Below are 15871 nucleotides of genomic sequence, written 5' to 3'. Positions count from 1 at the left end.
ATCCATTAGAAGAATCCGTGAGAACGTGATACATTTAATTCAACTTACATATCCTACTATTTCAATAGGATTATACGACACAGATACTATCAATTCAGTTCGAGGAGAAGGTCAGATGAAATTTGCCTTGTTTAGTCTCATGATGAATCTGCCTAATGCCGTAACCAGGGAAGCTCTGACAACTCAGCAGAAATTCCATAATATATTAGAGCAAGCAAAGCTGGCTGAACGACTGGGTTTCGATGCCTATGGAATCGGTGAACGACACGGTGCGCCGTTTCTATCTTCCTCGCCACCTGTCGTATTAACGGCAATAGCCGCAGCAACCACACGCATTCGGTTACTAACCACCGTTACTGTTCTTAGTATACTTGATCCGGTCCGGGTTGCCGAGGATTATGCCACGTTGGATCAATTATCGGGCGGACGGCTGGAGATGATCATCGGGAAAGGCAATGACCCTCGGCACTATCCGCTGTTTGGCATAAGCGAAGAGGAACAATGGGACTCACTCGATGAACGCTACCATCTGCTAAAACGACTGTGGTCTGAAGAGAATGTAACCTGGCAGGGAACGTATCGCCCTCCGCTTGATGGAGTGACCACGTGGCCCAGGCCGCTTCAGCAATCCATCCCAATCTGGCATGGTAGCGCGTCCAGCACGGTCTCGACGGAACTCGCTGCTAAATATGGCGAGCCGCTCTTTACGTCGAATTCTTTTCACCCGCAAGCCAAATACAAAGCGTTAATTGATCATTATCGGGAACGCCTCGATTTTTATGGTCATGATCCGCAGCAAGCAGTGATTGGCTCTGGTGCCGGCAGCCTCTATCTTGCGGATACGGGCGAAGAAGCCATTCGCCGCTATAAGCCATATTATGAAGCGTTCCATGCCACTGCCGCCGCACAGCATAACCAGTCCCCCTTCACCGATCTGGAGGATAACATTGCACGAGGTCCTGCGTTAATCGGCAGTTCGGAGCAGATCATTGAGAAAATTCTGGACTATCATGCCGCTTACGGACATCAGGTGCTGAGTATCAGCGTAGATGGACTGACGCATAGCGAGCAGCTGGAGCAAGTAGAGCGTTTTGCCAAGGAAGTTGCCCCTGTATTACGCCGCGAACTGCCCAGTTCGGTATGGAATGAACCCCCGGTGTTAACCCAGCACTCATCCTTCCTTTCCTCTAATGTTACAGATTCGTGGCCCACAGCCATCTCACCTATATTCCAGGTCTAACAATCTCCCACGTACAATATACATGTGCTCCTTCCAGGGTGATTCCTACGAATCGCCCTCTTCCCTCTTCCTCCCACTTGTATCGTGACTATCCCTATATCTACTTGGACTGAATGCCTTCCAACAATGAACGAAGCATCACATCTACAAACGCATCATCCATCGCTTCCCCCGTCACTAACATACGATAGAACACAGGCCCATAGATCAGATCAATGTATAATCCAATGTCCGTCCCACTCTTTAATTCGCCGCGCTCCACACCCTTCTCCAGAATTCCCCGAGCTTCACGTCGACGTGGTTGGATGTATCTTGTACGGTATTCTTCGGCAAGCCCTGCATCCGACTGCCCTTCCCCTATAATCTGTGTAATCACCTTACCTTCACGACTGGTCAAAAAACGAACCAGATTACTCGCATGTATGCGTATATCCTCCAATACCGAGCCTGTATCCGGCACTGGCAATCTTGCCGTTGCAGCAGACATATATCCGTCCATGATGACAGCGCCTTTATTCGGCCACCATTTGTAGATAGTGGCTTTGCTCACCTGTGCACGTTCAGCAATCTTCTCGATTGTAACTGCCCCGAATCCGTGCTCCAACAACAACTCATACGATGCTGTAAGAATGGCATTCTGGGTTTCCATGTTACGTGGACGTCCTCTTTTGGCAGTCATCTTGAGCCCTCCTGGATGTATAAAATATATTTAATCATCAGTATTTTTCATGAAAACGATACGTTCATTATACTAAACTGCCATGAGTACACACAATTCCATCCTACGCTCACCTTTTCATCCTCATTAACTTTCTCATTAAAATATGTAGAGCCTATTTACAATACTATACGTTTAGTTTATTATATATTTGTAATTAGTGAACACACCGTTTAGTAATTAACGTTTTTAAATATCACCTGTTTATTGGGAATACCAATTTAGAACTGTGGAGGATGATTATGATGGATATGAGACAACAAGTGAAGAAGGCACCTGTACCCACCTGGATTATTTTTTTGCTGGCATCCGCTTGTGGATTGATCGTGGCAAATCTGTATTATGCTCAGACCGTTATCGGTCCGATCAGCATGACAACGGGTCTGTCTTCTGCCGCTGCCGGATTGATCGTAACGTTGACTCAGATTGGTTATGTCATTGGTTTGCTGTTTATCGTGCCGCTCAGTGACATTACCGAGAATCGACGCCTGGTCGTTCTTTTCCTTATCGTACTGGTTGTTGCCCTGATTGCTGCGGCTTTCTCGCCCACTGCTGTTGTATTTCTGACTGCCTCTCTGTTCATTGGGATAGGTTCTGTGGTCGCTCAAATTCTGGTGCCCTATGCGACATATCTTACTTCCGAGGAACAGCGCGGACGGGTTGTTGGCAATGTAATGAGTGGTCTGTTGCTGGGCATCATGCTGGCTCGTCCTGTCGCAAGCTTTATCACCAGCCTCTTCGGATGGCAGACGATTTTTGTATTCTCCGCCATTGTCATAACACTTCTCATGTTGCTCCTATCACGTGCTCTTCCTGCTCACCAGCCTGAACCCACCTTGAAATACGGGCAATTAATCGTGTCCTTGGGCACACTGTTCAGAACGATGCCGCTGCTGCGCCGCCGGGCGTTCTATCAGGCCAGCCTGTTTGGTGCTTTCAGCTTGTTCTGGACTACGGTTCCGCTCAGGCTCGCTAACGATTTTGACATGTCACAGCAAGGCATTGCCTGGTTCGCACTGGCTGGTGTCGGAGGTGCTATTGCCGCTCCTATTGCCGGGAGACTGGCTGATCGCGGACTAACACGTATTCTGACGGGTGCTGCCATGGTGATCGCTGCTGCTTCGTTTGGTCTTGCTTATGCGTTCCAGAGTCACTCCACGTTAGCACTGATACTGCTTGTGATCGTCGCGATCACACTGGATATGGCTGTCTCGGGAAATCTGGTGCTGGGTCAACGCATTATCTACTCCTTAGGAAGTGAAGCGAGAGGACGTGTGAATGGCATATTCATGTCGATCTTTTTTGTCGGCGGTGCGATTGGTTCATCCCTTGGAAGCTGGTCTTATGCTAACGGAGGCTGGAGTCTCACAACGCTAATTGGCCTGATTATGCCGCTGCTCGCTTTGGTGTATTACTTTACGGAAAAGAAAGCTGCCGTTGTCAGCAAACATCTATAAGTGCGATGCCTTCAGGCATCCTTCCTAATCAAAATCGGACTTTTGAACAACCTCTATAACAATTCTTTCATATATAAAGAAGGGCAGAGTGATCTCTAAAGATCCGCTTCTGCCCTTTTCCCTTATTTCATGACACTGAATTTTTTGGTCGCTGCCCTAACTTGATCATCCTCGCCCCATACAATGACACCTACCACTTTGGTAGCTTCCAATTCCATCGAAGCAATCTCAACTGCATATTGTTCAAAGGCATTGTTGAGCGACTGACCTGTCTGTGAAAAAACAACATGGCTCAGTCCCCCGCTGTCATCTGAGCAGAGTTTGGCCAGATTGATCAGTTGATTCTCCCCGGCCTTCAGAATGACAGTGCTATATCGGATGCCCGCATGCTGAACGCCGCTATGATCCAGCACAGGTTGATCAGAATATAACCCCGGCTCATTCAGGGCTGCTTGTCCCATTAACAGGGCAGCCACATTGGCGGCGGCGCCAGGTTCCAGATTTTTATCCAGTATAATAGCAATTCTTTTCATATGACTGTATTCACCCTCTGTGTATTTTGTGTAAAACATACCCATGGCATATTGATTCCCTCACGCAATACTTTGTAGGTCACAAGCCCGTAATGATCAGCGCATAGCTGATTCGTGAGCGCAATGGACTTCTCCATGTTGTGCATGACCTTCCTGCAAGCTTCAGGGTTGGACGATACGGTGCTGTTCTCTCTATAGGTTGTATCAAGTTCAGATAACAAGTATGTGGTTGCTGGATGATGATAGATAATATCGATCTGATCGGGACATACCGCATGGAAGCCGGATAGAACCAGCGCAGGAATTTTCTCCACAAAGCTCTCAGACACCGCTAGTTCAGAATCCATGATAAAGCTGTTGAGCTTGGGATACGCCCCGGGGACCAGCAAGCAGGATATGATCCCTGATCTCAAGTCTTCCGCAGCCGCTTCAAATTCAGGGTATGGCTTGATACGTTCCGAGTTGCCTAGCTTTTTCGCGATATGCATGCTGCAAGTCAGGAATCCTTCATCGTCTCCCAGCGTTCCCAGTATGGCATATTTCTCTTTAACGATCTCCATTTATTTCTATTTCCTCCTTTTTATTTCTAATCCGCTAAAGATCGTATACCAAAAATTTCCTATTGTCAATTAACACTTTAACGCATCATAAATATGTATTTTGGTTCATATTTTTAACCAAAAGGTGTATTCAAAATGGAAAATATTGAGCTATAATGTTATGAAATGAATTTTTACTATTTTTAGTATTTTGTTGAAAGGGGATATACGAGAACGTATGAAAACCATTGTATACATATCTGATTTCAGGCTTCCAACTGGATTAAACTTCGTTAAACCTTTGCAGAAATTGGCGGATCACAAGAAAATTCTGATTATTGAACGGCATAATTTGCATCATGATGAGGTCCTCAGGGACTTCTTTGACGAAATTAGATATGTCGATCATCTGGAGTCCGTAGATGCCATCCGGGAGCATATGATGCAGATCCGAGAATCCCATTCCATCTCTGCTCTGTTAACGCCGGGTGAGAATGCGATTGAGATCGGTGGTCAGCTCCGTTCCGAGTTCGGGATCCCCGGTATGCAGCGCAATCAGGCTGAGGCTGTTCGCAACAAATGGATCATGAAACAAATGCTGCATCAACGCGGAATTCGGACATCCGAAATTGCAATTGCTCTACATGAACAGGACTATATTCGTTTCACTGCTGTACACGGGTTTCCGATTATTGTGAAGCCACTCAGCGGATATGGAAGTATCAATACGTTCAAATTATCCAGCATGGATGAACTGGTACATTATCTACACCATACAAGACAAGCACAGCAAAGGGATTTGCTGGAGGAATTCATCCACGGTACGGAGTTTCATTGTGATTCCATTGTGTCCAAGGGCAAGGTTGTATTTGCATCTGTTTCCCAATACCTCTATAACTGCCTGGATATTGCGACGAAGCAGAAACCTCCAGCCAGTATTACGTTCCCTGAAGGCACGGAAGCTGATTTTATCCATCACATCAAAGAACTCAATGAACAGGTCATTGCTGCCTTGGGTATCAATCAATCCGTAACACATGCCGAACTTTTTCTGACTCCGGAAGGAGAAGTGGTGTTTGGAGAAATTGGTGCAAGAATCGGGGGATCACATGTTATGCCTCCTTGTATCAAGAACACCCATGGCGTTGATTTCTTCGAAGCCGTCACTGATCTGGAAGTTGGAATATATGAATTTAAGCAACAGGAGACGCGCCATAAATTCACAGGCATGATCTGCTTCCCTTCACGTGCAGGGGTAATTCAACACATATCCGGAATAGAGGATTATGCCGATATCCCTGGCATCATTGAGTTCAATGTATCCTATCAAGTGGGGCAGCGGGCCGGGGACGTAAACGATACCATGACCCGCTCAGGCTATGCTATCGTGGAGGGTGATTCGTTCGAGGAATTGCGTCAAACCCTGCTGGATATGTACGATCGTTTCAAGATTGAAGTGACGGTTGCTGAAACTGAAACTGTATAAGATGTACAGATGATCCTCACCGTTTTTGGTCTGGAGTGACGGTTATCTTGGGGAGGGCTGGAATTATTGTCTTTATTCAAAACCTACGCGGGTCTGAGCCGCGATATCTATTATCTCTGTTTAGCCAGAACGATTAACAGCACGGGAGATTTTGTATTCTCCTTGATTACCTTGGTGCTTACGTTACAGATGGGCATGAATGTGGTCAGTGCAGGGATCTTTGTGTCCATGGCAGCCCTGATTAGCGGACCCGGTGTACTTCTCGGCGGCTATTTAAGCGATCTTATGGGCAAAAAAACGATTATTGTCATCGGACAACTGTTGTCTGCCATCCTGATTATAAGCTGCTCTTTTTGGTCAGGCACCATTACCGTTGGTTATCTTCTGATTGCAGTCATGTTTTTCATCAGTATTACCCGGCCTGCTTATAATGCACTGATTATTCAACTGTGTACGGAGGAGAAAGAGCGAAAGTCCGCCTTTTCCCTCATGTATCTGGGGGCCAATCTGGGTATAGCCATCGGACCACTGATCGCTGGTTTTTTTATCAAGGATCATGTCAACATTGTCTTTATAAGTATCGGCACCGTGTTTCTGATATCTACCTTTATCATCATCAACCAGGTTAAGATCGGCACGCGCAAGGAATTGGCATCAACAAACAGCGAACATGCTGGACAACAAGAACAACAACGATTGAGCCAACCGCCTTCGCCATTATTCAGACTACTGCTGAAAAACCCACTCGTTGCCTTCTTCATCGTTGTGTCATTTCTTAACTATTTTATCTATATGCAATACTCATTTAGCCTCCCACTTCAGATGAATCATTCATTTGGCGAGAACGGGGCAGCATATTACGGCTCTGTCATGACCATCAATGCCATTAGCGTCATTATTCTTACCACCGTGATCCTGTCCGCTACACGCAAATTAACTGCCCTAAACTCCATAGCTACAGGCGCACTCTTCTATGGAATCGGATTTGGAGCCTTGAACCTGCTCGGAACCTTCCCCCACTTTTCCATCGTCGCCTTATCCACGGTGCTGTGGACCATTGGAGAGATTCTCGTGCAGACCAACATCAATCTGTATATTGCTTCGCGTGTACCCGACACACATCAGGGACGGTTTAATGGCTTGCTGTTATTCGTAGGTTGCCTGGGTTATACACTTAGCCCATATTTGACAGGCATTTTCATCAAAAGCATGGACATGGAAAGTGTATGGATCATTATTCTCGCTGTCAGTCTGCTCTATGCGTTGTCTATGATTATTCTCTGGTATATCGAAAAAAGCTCAACAAGAAGAAACGAAATGAAACCACTGGATCACTCAAAAAGTATCTGAACCTCAGGGCAGCCTACTCTGCCCTTTTTTTCACTTTATTTTCACACCAAAACAGGCAAATGTGCATTCGCATCATACTCAATCAATTGCTGACCCGTATGCAGTCTCTGTACCAGATCTGGATTGGCGATAAACGGTCTGCCGAACGCAACCAGATCTATGCTTCCCTTACCAATCGCGTGCTCTGCGGTCTGAACATCCAAATTCCCCACACCAATAATGATTCCATCCCACCGACTTCGAATCCGCTCGTGAAAGGACTGCTCCTCTTCCCACGCTTTTGTATATTGATCTGTTGAGGGATGCAAGATTGTAATTCCCGTCTCACGGAACAAATTAAGATATGCATCGATCATTCCAGCTTGATCTGCCCATGCATAGGATGCATCATCATCCTTTTTCTCGGAAAATCGTACCGATATGCGATCTACACTGATCTCTTTTTTCACAGCCACAATAATATCCCGCAAGAACCGCAATCTGCCTGCTGTGTCTCCTCCATATTCATCTGTTCTTTGGTTGGTCTTCTCATTGATAAACTGGTCGATCAGATACCCATGCGCAGCATGCAGCTCGATCCCGTCGAACCCTGCCAGAACTGCATTGCGGGCGGCCGTCTGAAAATGCTGAATGGTATCCGCTATATCCTGTGCACTCATCGTTTGAGGAACCTGATACGGTTTATGCAGCTTATGCACTCTTCCTGTTGCCGCAAGGCTTGAAGGTGCCACTGGAGTGGTTCCGATCAGATCGGAGTGGGACAACCTGCCAACATGCCACAGTTGAGCAATAATGGTGCCGCCATGTTTGTGGACAGCATCCGTTACCCTTTTCCAAGAAGTCGTCTGTTCATCTGTATATAAACCGGGGATGCCGTAAGTGCCTTTGCCTGCCAGATTGGGGTTAATGCCCTCGGTAATGATCAGTCCCACGCCATCTCGCGCACGCTGCTCATAATACGCCACCATCTCATCCGTCACGGTCCCCTCCTGATCATCAGCAAATCCCCGGGTCAACGGTGCCATCACAATTCGGTTCCTTAATTGCCACTGATGAATCGTTACCGGGCTTAATAGTGTTGAATGTGTATTCATGTTATCCATGTCATATCCCTACTCTCTTTGTCATTAAGGATATTGTACGGCGGCTCCGATATATCGTAAAATGATTGAAATATATAGTTGTATCTCTCAGAGAGATACCTAACATCACCATCTGCCGAATTAATTGGTGTTAATCCACGTTCAGGAGGATACAGCATGGAACTTTCCGATATCGATATTGTTCTCGCGGTGGCACGTTCAGGTAAAATCTCACATGCCGCCAAAGAACTGAATTACGCGCAATCCAATGTCACTACACGCATCAAAAAACTGGAGCAGGAATATCAAATCCAGTTGTTCAACCGATTTCCCAAAGGTGTTGTACTGACCTCCAAAGGAGAACAGTTCGTCCAGTACGCCACACAGATTCACAACCTTTTACATGATCTGAAGCAGGATATGACCGATCCCGGGGAGCCTTCCGGCACACTGAAAATCGGCATTGTAGAAACGGCGGCATCCAGTCGTTTTATGGAGATTCTGAATGAATATCAAATAACCTACCCGAAGGTGTCCATCTCACTCGTCAACGCCACTTCACCCAAAGTACTACGCAAGAAAATACAGGACGATGAGATTGATGGTGCTTTTATCAGCGGGGCTTGTGTGAAGGAGGGTCTGAAGGTGGAATATGAGATGCAGGACACGGTTCATATTATCTCCAAGAAGATGGATACACCACCTGAAAGTCTGTGCCAAGTATCATGGGTTGTTTTCCCCGAGGGCTGTCCGTATCGTGAAATGACCGAAGAATTTTTGCAGGAAGAAGGGTTGTCCGCACGTAATATCATCGAAGTGAGTACGATGGAAAACCTGCTTAGCTGTGTAGAGTCAGGAATCGCATTTACCATTATGCCGTGCAGCGTTATTCACAAGAAACCGGATAATTTCTCCGTATTTGATCTGGAAGATCGTTTTACCCATACCACGACAACCTTTGTCCGCGGTGAGGATCGGTATGTCAGCAGTGCGCTGGATCAATTCATGAAGCTGCTGAACCAGAAGTGCATTACATTTTGATATAGAGAACTCAGTACCCCTCTTTCAACCGCTGATCTTCTTGATTACTAAATGGACTAGAGCACATTGATCGAGACCATAAAAAACAAAGCAAAAGGCACTCATACAGAGTGCCTTTTGTCTTCCCTTTATACCTATTCAATTAACACCTTACTCCACCTTGAATCGCGCAGCCGATTCGGCCAGCTTTTGCGTCAATTGATCGATCGTATCAACCATGTTGGCCAATTGCCGTACTGTTGAAGATTGCTCCATCATGGTTGCTGTTACCTCTTCAACCGAAGCGGATACCTGCTCTCCTGAAGCCGACAAACTATGGGCAGACTCCAGTACGTCATCCTTGTTCTGTAACATCTCCTGCATCTGTCCTGCCATCGTAGCGATCTGTTGATTAATGACCGTTACCTTCTCCAAAATCAAATCAAATGCCTGACGAGTCTGCAAGACAAGCTCATCCTGTCTGGACGAGATGGTGTGAATTTCGGCAACACTTTGGTTGTTCTCGGCGACATCGGCCAGATTCTGCTCGATAATGCTGGAGATTTCCTTGGATTGGCGGGAGCTCAACTCTGCCAGGTTGCGGATCTCCTCGGCTACAACTGCAAATCCTCTGCCATGCTCACCTGCCCGTGATGCTTCAATGGAAGCATTCAATGCAAGCAGATTGGTCTGCTTCGCAATCTGGCTGATGGCTTCCGTGATCTGACTAATACTGCCCGAACTGGTTTGAAGTTTGACGGTAATCTCCGAGATTTTCTCCACTTCCCGTTCGTTCACCTCGTTGATACGCATCAGTTCATTCACGACTTCATTCCCATTGTGGAATACCGTTTCGATCTCATCTGCTCTTGCCTTCACATCCTGTGCACTGCTGTTCATGGCAGCCACTTTATCGCCAAAGCTGTTGAATTTGCCTACAATCTGCTCGGTATCTTCCGATTGGGCCTCCATGGCTTTGGCAATCCCCATGGACGTTGCCGATGTCTCATCAATGGATCTTGCCGTCTGTCTGGATGTCTCCTCCAACTCCTGAGTGCTGGCCTGAAGGACATGAATCGAACTATTCATATCGGTAATAAGGTTCCTGTTCTGCTCCACCATACCATTGAAGCTCTCCGCCAGATCCTTGAATTCGCTGTTATACTTGCCATTGGCCTTAACGGTCAGATTGCCTTGAGCAAGCTGTTGGAACAGACCGCTCAGACGTATGATAGGTCTTGTAATACTGCGAGAAATCAGCAATCCCACACCAATAGCCAGAGCAATCCCGATCAATATCACGATAACCATCTGGCGCTGCATATCCTCTATCGGACGCTTGATATCGTCATAATCGTCAATAATGAGCACAGAGAGATCTGCACCCGGAATCTGATTAATACGATAGTAGGTATCTTCTCGATCCATCGAAGTGATTTTCACTTTGTCGGTGGCTCTAGCCTCGATAATTCCCATCGCGTCCTTATCTTCTTCCAGCGTTTGTCCCACAACGGAAGGGTCCAGTGAATCATACATAATGATGCCGCTCCGACTCAGTACTTCAACTCTGCCTTGACCATTGATTTTAATGTCTCCGAGTTGCCCCAGGAAGAAGCTACTGTCCACCGACATAGCAAGCACACCCAGGTTATTCCCCTCTTCATCGGTGATAGGCTCCGAGAATACAATAATGAGCTTCTTGCCAGTCTTAGAGACGACCGCGTCACTGATGAAGGATTTCCCCTGTATAGATTCCTTAAAATATTCCCGATCTCCCCGTGACTGACCAATGACTTCTGGCATGGTTCCTGCCACCATGATTCCTTCCTTATCAAAAACGAACAGATCTGGCTTACTTCCTTCCGTTTCCGATATACTGTCGGTCAAGATCGTATTGGCCTTATTGAAATACGGGTTCTCATCCGATAAAAATTCTTCATCCGTCATGTCAGTTGTATCACGCAACTTTAAGAGTTCTTTAAAAGTACTATGTACGGATATCGCATGACTCAATTGTTGTTGAAGCTGCATCGCTGTCCAAAGCCCTTCCCCAAGGCGGTCAGCCATCACATTCATTTCATCCTTGCTTTTCTTGACCACAACATCAGATGAAATCATATAACTTGTGGTCGTTGCACCAAGCAGAACCAACACAACCAATACACTGATCATGAAAGGCAGCTTGATCTTAAGTGACATATTTTTGATCTTATACCCTATCCCTTGCTTTTCCCCCGTTTTTCCCATTCCCACTTCTCCCCACTTCCCTGAACCATCTGCATCTGAACGATGTACATACATTATCGGAAAAATCCATAGTAAAATTGATCAATTAGGGAGATATTGCCACTGTTTTTCTTTTTTTGAAATTCTGATAGCAACATAAAAAATGGCCTGTCAGATCGACTATCCATCTTGGGAATGGATGTTGCCGTTATCTAACAGACCGTTTTAAGTTTTTTTATGAATCTATTAAGTTTACTTGCGCAATCTCCGGGAACTCAATGAGTGATGACCATTCTGCAAGAATGTACTGCGCGTATTCTTCATCTGTTCAATCCGTCGCTCAGCCAGACGATCTGCGGCAACATAGGTTGCGATGCCCTCGGTACGTGAGCTTTCGAATATTTTCTCCAGAGTGGAATAGATCTCTCCGATCTTGCTCCACGCCCGATCCGCGTTATAACCGTTCAACTCATCCGCAATGTTAATTACGCCACCTGCATTGATAACATAGTCAGGCGCATATACGATGCCCATATCATACAGCTGATCCCCATGACGGGTCTCCAACAGCTGATTATTGGCACAGCCCGCTACAACCTTTGCCTTGAGCGTTTTGAGCGTATCGTCATTAATCGTGCCGCCCAGTGCACATGGTGCATAGATATCACATTCCACACTCGTGATGTCTGCGGGATCAACTGCTGTTGCGCCGAAGCGGTCCACAGCCTGTTTCACCGAGTCCTTATGGATATCCGTAACGATCAGATGTGCACCTTCCTCATACAGATATTTGCACAGATGCATCGCCACATTGCCGACACCTTGGACCGCTATCGTTTTACCCTCCAGCAGATCGGTACCAAATGCTTCTTTGGCCGCTGCCTTGATCCCCCGATATACACCCCAAGCCGTTGCAGGCGATGGGTTACCGGATGAACCATAACTCGCGGAGATGCCTGTCACATAATCGGTTTCCTGATAGATCAGGTTCATGTCCTCTTCCGTTGTTCCCACATCTTCGGCAGTGATATAACGTCCGTTCAATCCTTGAATATATCGTCCAAACGCCCGAAACATCGCTTCGTTTTTGTCGCGCCGCGGATCTCCGATGATAACGGTTTTGCCACCGCCCAGATTCAGGCCAGATACCGCATTCTTATATGTCATACCACGGGCAAGGCGCAGGGCATCTTCAATGGCTGCTTCTTCTGAAGCGTAAGTCCACATCCGCGTGCCTCCCAGCGCAGGGCCGAGTGTTGTGTCGTGTATGGCGATAATTGCTTTTAACCCTGAATTTCGATCCTGGCACAGAACCAGTTCCTCATAATCGTGATGCTCCATTGCTTCAAACCAACTCATGTGCTAACCGTCTCCTCCAACCATTTTTGCGATCCAATCGCATTGTTCTCTATTCATTGACCATCCTCTATTGTACCCATGAATACCCAGTTTGTGCAAAATCACATCGCAATGTCAGAGAAGCATCGATCGATGTTTCTCATATGGCGGGAGCAAAGCTGTCGAATTTCAGATTATAATTTTATCGTCTATCCATAGAAAAACCTCTCTCCCTTACAGGAGAAAGGTACAATTCTCTCAACTACATCAACCTATTCGCCCCGAGTAGACCAATTAATCGTTCACATTTAAGGGAGCGTCTCAACCACATTGATTGGATGCAAATCGCCATCTACAGCAAATGAAGCCTGTCCTGTCTCCTCGGAGACAACTAATACAACCGCATCCGTCAATTCACTGAGTCCCAGTGCTGCCCGATGACGAGTGCCTATTTTTCGTTCATGCACTTCCGCTTGCGACAACGGCAGCACATTACCAGCGGATACAATCTGATTGCCACGAATCAACACAGCCCCGTCATGTAATGGCGCACCAGGAATGAATAGCGATTCCAACAACGCATGCGTCACTCTTGCATCCACAGTCACGCCTGAGTGAATGATCGACTCCAACGGAATCTCCCGTTCAATCACAATCAACGCCCCATATCTCCGGTCAGATAGATGCTGCACGCTCGATGTTAATTCGGCAAACTTCTCGGTAAAAGGTGACAGATAACAATCCAGATAAAACGAAGAGGCGAGCACCTCGATCTGCTTGATTTCCGCTCGAATCTCTGCAAATTGCCCCAGCAGGCAGGCACTGTCATTGTCAAATCGGGATAACGTCAGATTCATACGCTCTGCTACACGATGGAGGTCTTCCTTAAGCTTCTGCCTCATCGAGGAACTGTCACAGTCTGCTTGCTGAGTCATCATTCGCCGCCTCCTTGGTTGGGTTGGGCTTCACGCCGCATCATTAGTACCCATACCTTCCCCTCTGGAGCACATATTTATGCAATGGCAGGGCTGTAGGAGCTAATCACGATCTTCATTGTAACTGATATAACAAGCAAAAAAAGAGCCTGTCCGCAAAACTCCACGGTCAGACCCTATTCGCATAATAATTTGATGTTTGTCTACTTTACTTATTGCGCTTTGCCGTATGAACCTGTCTTAAATGTAGTCGGATCATACCATTTGTACCCTGCCGCTGGTGCAGCCCATGGCTCAAGTTGCGGCTCGGTTGATGCGGCCGGAGCTTCGATAGGAAGCAGGCTTGTTGCCGTATCCAATGTCAATCCTGGCACTTGTGCCAGACTGGTGTAGCTCTCTTTGACCGCGAGCCATTTCACAGTATTCACAAGGAACGTTGCATCATCCACTTCTTTGAATCCATCATAGGTCTTCTTGGTAGCACCGGTCTCTTCACGCAAATATTTCGGAGTCACGTCTTCTACAGGTGAAGAGTCACCGATAAATGCGGCTTTGCCTGCACCAACCTTTGCAATGGCAGCATAGGCTCCTTCAGCTCGTCCACCACCATTATATACGCCCTGGTCCACGGCATTGCCCCACTTGGATACACCACTTGGTACATACACCAAGCCTTTGGCTTTGTTCGGGTCTATAATCGCAATGGTCGATCCCGCATGCATGGCTACAGAATTAACACCAGTCGTAATGCCGAAGGATTGTGCAGGTGCAACGATATCCGATGCATTTACATCTCCAAGGGCATTGTAGCGGAAACGGACACCAAAGTTCGTCGCGAGCCAGTCTGAACTCGTCACACTCTGCATCGCTGGTGATTCGGCTTCAGCCGAGGACATGCCTTTGGCCGGATTCAGGAAGGCACCGCGGCGATAGCCGTTAAATACTTCGGAAGAATCCCAGCGGTTTTTGTTGCGGTCTGCATTATAGTGGTCGGAGATGAAGAAGATACTTCCTCCGTTCTGCACGTACTGCACCAGCGCAGCCTGCTCAGTCGCTTTGAACGGCACGTTGGCTTCGCCGATGACGAAGACGTGGTAATCTTTCAATTTATTATAGGTGATGGCTTGCTCACCGAATGTATACGGGATGCTGCGTTCCAGCTGATCCACGGCAAAGCCTGCGTTTCGCAAACCATTGGCAAAATCCGAAAATGCCCCGTCAATAATCCAGTCGGCAGCACCTGCTGTCTGGGCGTGGGTATTATCAAACAATACTTTCTTGCCGGTACCGTCCGGCAGTGTTGTGCCCGGGTTTGGTTCTGGATCAGGATTGGTTGTTCCGGAGGAAAGTGTGATGGACGTTGGGTTTTTGACTCCTGCATAGCTGTTGTAGGCACCTAAGGTTCCGGTTACGATGATCTTTTTGCCTACAAGACTGGGGTTGGACGCCAATCCATATTGCGAACGGAAAGATGAGGGAATCTGTACATCCAATAATCTGGCGTTGGTCCGCTCTGACGCTGAATCCGCAATCAGAACATTAAAATCATTGGCATACGGAGATGTAAACTTCGCGGTAAGCGACCCGGTAGCATGTCCAACAATGATTCCTTCAACCGTTGCTGTTCCTCCACCGCTCTGGGCAGCGATGGCCTGAGATACCGTTAGTGGTGCTGCAGCTTGTACCGGACTTTGCGAACCCGGCCCCAGCAGTGCGGTTGCCATCATGATAAAGACCAGGAATGCCCCGATCCAGTGCTGCCATAACGCCTTCTTCATATTCCCTTTCTCCTCCTCCAAATTACCTGATAATGGGTTATCCTCCTTATAATTTAATTGTTCATATGCTGAATTCCTCTTTCTTTTTGTAAAGTTTATGAAAAAGTTTAGAAGTTGAGTCTATTGGCCCATACTGATTATCATTAGAATTCCATTTACCGAAGGAGTA

13 protein-coding genes are annotated in these 15871 nt (G+C 46.9%); 5 read left to right on the top strand and 8 right to left on the bottom strand.

Annotation, left to right across the window (positions count from 1 at the left end; all coding sequences use genetic code 11):
* Nucleotides 1-115 precede the first annotated feature (115 nt).
* Nucleotides 116-1240, top strand: coding sequence for an LLM class flavin-dependent oxidoreductase (locus MHI48_RS02030; protein WP_405142851.1), 1125 nt, complete (start codon nucleotides 116-118; stop codon nucleotides 1238-1240).
* A gap of 100 nt (nucleotides 1241-1340) precedes the next feature.
* Here MHI48_RS02030 and MHI48_RS02025 read toward each other — a convergent pair whose 3' ends face one another.
* On the bottom strand, nucleotides 1341-1919 hold the full coding sequence (locus MHI48_RS02025; RefSeq protein WP_036616598.1) for a TetR/AcrR family transcriptional regulator: 579 nt from the start codon (nucleotides 1917-1919) through the stop codon (nucleotides 1341-1343).
* Nucleotides 1920-2200: 281 nt separating this feature from the next.
* Here MHI48_RS02025 and MHI48_RS02020 point away from each other — a divergent pair, with 281 nt between their 5' ends.
* A complete protein-coding gene (locus MHI48_RS02020; RefSeq protein WP_405142849.1) occupies nucleotides 2201-3415 on the top strand; it encodes an MFS transporter in 1215 nt (404 codons plus the stop codon).
* A gap of 122 nt (nucleotides 3416-3537) precedes the next feature.
* Here the strand turns inward: MHI48_RS02020 and MHI48_RS02015 are convergent, their stop codons facing one another.
* Complete coding sequence (locus MHI48_RS02015; protein WP_047840412.1) at nucleotides 3538-3948, bottom strand: DUF2000 family protein; 411 nt, start codon at nucleotides 3946-3948, stop codon at nucleotides 3538-3540.
* The gene (locus MHI48_RS02010) at nucleotides 3945-4508 is read right to left on the bottom strand and encodes a hypothetical protein (RefSeq protein WP_076329903.1); all 564 of its coding nucleotides are present in this window, start codon (nucleotides 4506-4508) and stop codon (nucleotides 3945-3947) included. The genes MHI48_RS02015 and MHI48_RS02010 overlap by 4 nt, the downstream gene beginning before the upstream one ends.
* 217 nt (nucleotides 4509-4725) lie before the next feature.
* Between MHI48_RS02010 and MHI48_RS02005 the strand changes: the two genes are divergently transcribed.
* Both MHI48_RS02005 and MHI48_RS02000 read left to right on the top strand, forming a co-directional pair.
* Entirely contained in the window at nucleotides 4726-5973 is a 1248-nt protein-coding gene (locus MHI48_RS02005) for an ATP-grasp domain-containing protein (protein WP_047840413.1), read from the top strand.
* 66 nt (nucleotides 5974-6039) lie between these two features.
* Complete coding sequence (locus MHI48_RS02000; RefSeq protein WP_405142846.1) at nucleotides 6040-7323, top strand: MFS transporter; 1284 nt, start codon at nucleotides 6040-6042, stop codon at nucleotides 7321-7323.
* A gap of 41 nt (nucleotides 7324-7364) precedes the next feature.
* Here the strand turns inward: MHI48_RS02000 and MHI48_RS01995 are convergent, their stop codons facing one another.
* A complete protein-coding gene (locus tag MHI48_RS01995; RefSeq protein ID WP_245838472.1) occupies nucleotides 7365-8417 on the bottom strand; it encodes an alkene reductase in 1053 nt (350 codons plus the stop codon).
* Nucleotides 8418-8582: 165 nt separating this feature from the next.
* On the opposite strand from MHI48_RS01995, the gene MHI48_RS01990 reads away from it, so the two are divergent.
* Nucleotides 8583-9446, top strand: coding sequence for a LysR family transcriptional regulator (locus MHI48_RS01990; protein WP_076329900.1), 864 nt, complete (start codon nucleotides 8583-8585; stop codon nucleotides 9444-9446).
* Nucleotides 9447-9596: 150 nt separating this feature from the next.
* Here the strand turns inward: MHI48_RS01990 and MHI48_RS01985 are convergent, their stop codons facing one another.
* The 4 genes from MHI48_RS01985 to MHI48_RS01970 all read right to left on the bottom strand — a co-directional run bounded on the left by MHI48_RS01985 (nucleotide 9597) and on the right by MHI48_RS01970 (nucleotide 15651).
* On the bottom strand, nucleotides 9597-11672 hold the full coding sequence (locus MHI48_RS01985) for a methyl-accepting chemotaxis protein (RefSeq protein ID WP_076329899.1): 2076 nt from the start codon (nucleotides 11670-11672) through the stop codon (nucleotides 9597-9599).
* A 231-nt stretch (nucleotides 11673-11903) separates the two neighbouring features.
* A complete protein-coding gene (locus MHI48_RS01980) occupies nucleotides 11904-13010 on the bottom strand; it encodes a Glu/Leu/Phe/Val dehydrogenase (protein ID WP_076329898.1) in 1107 nt (368 codons plus the stop codon).
* Nucleotides 13011-13297: 287 nt separating this feature from the next.
* On the bottom strand, nucleotides 13298-13927 hold the full coding sequence (gene cdaS, locus MHI48_RS01975; RefSeq protein WP_076329897.1) for a sporulation-specific diadenylate cyclase CdaS: 630 nt from the start codon (nucleotides 13925-13927) through the stop codon (nucleotides 13298-13300).
* 209 nt (nucleotides 13928-14136) lie between these two features.
* On the bottom strand, nucleotides 14137-15651 hold the full coding sequence (locus tag MHI48_RS01970; RefSeq protein ID WP_245838473.1) for a DUF6359 domain-containing protein: 1515 nt from the start codon (nucleotides 15649-15651) through the stop codon (nucleotides 14137-14139).
* Nucleotides 15652-15871: the final 220 nt, after the last annotated feature.

The organism is Paenibacillus sp. FSL H7-0942 (assembly GCF_045040715.1).
Taxonomy (GTDB): domain Bacteria; phylum Bacillota; class Bacilli; order Paenibacillales; family Paenibacillaceae; genus Paenibacillus; species Paenibacillus amylolyticus.
Note: the sequence above shows the minus strand (reverse complement) of the source record. Positions and strands in the feature narration are given on the sequence as shown.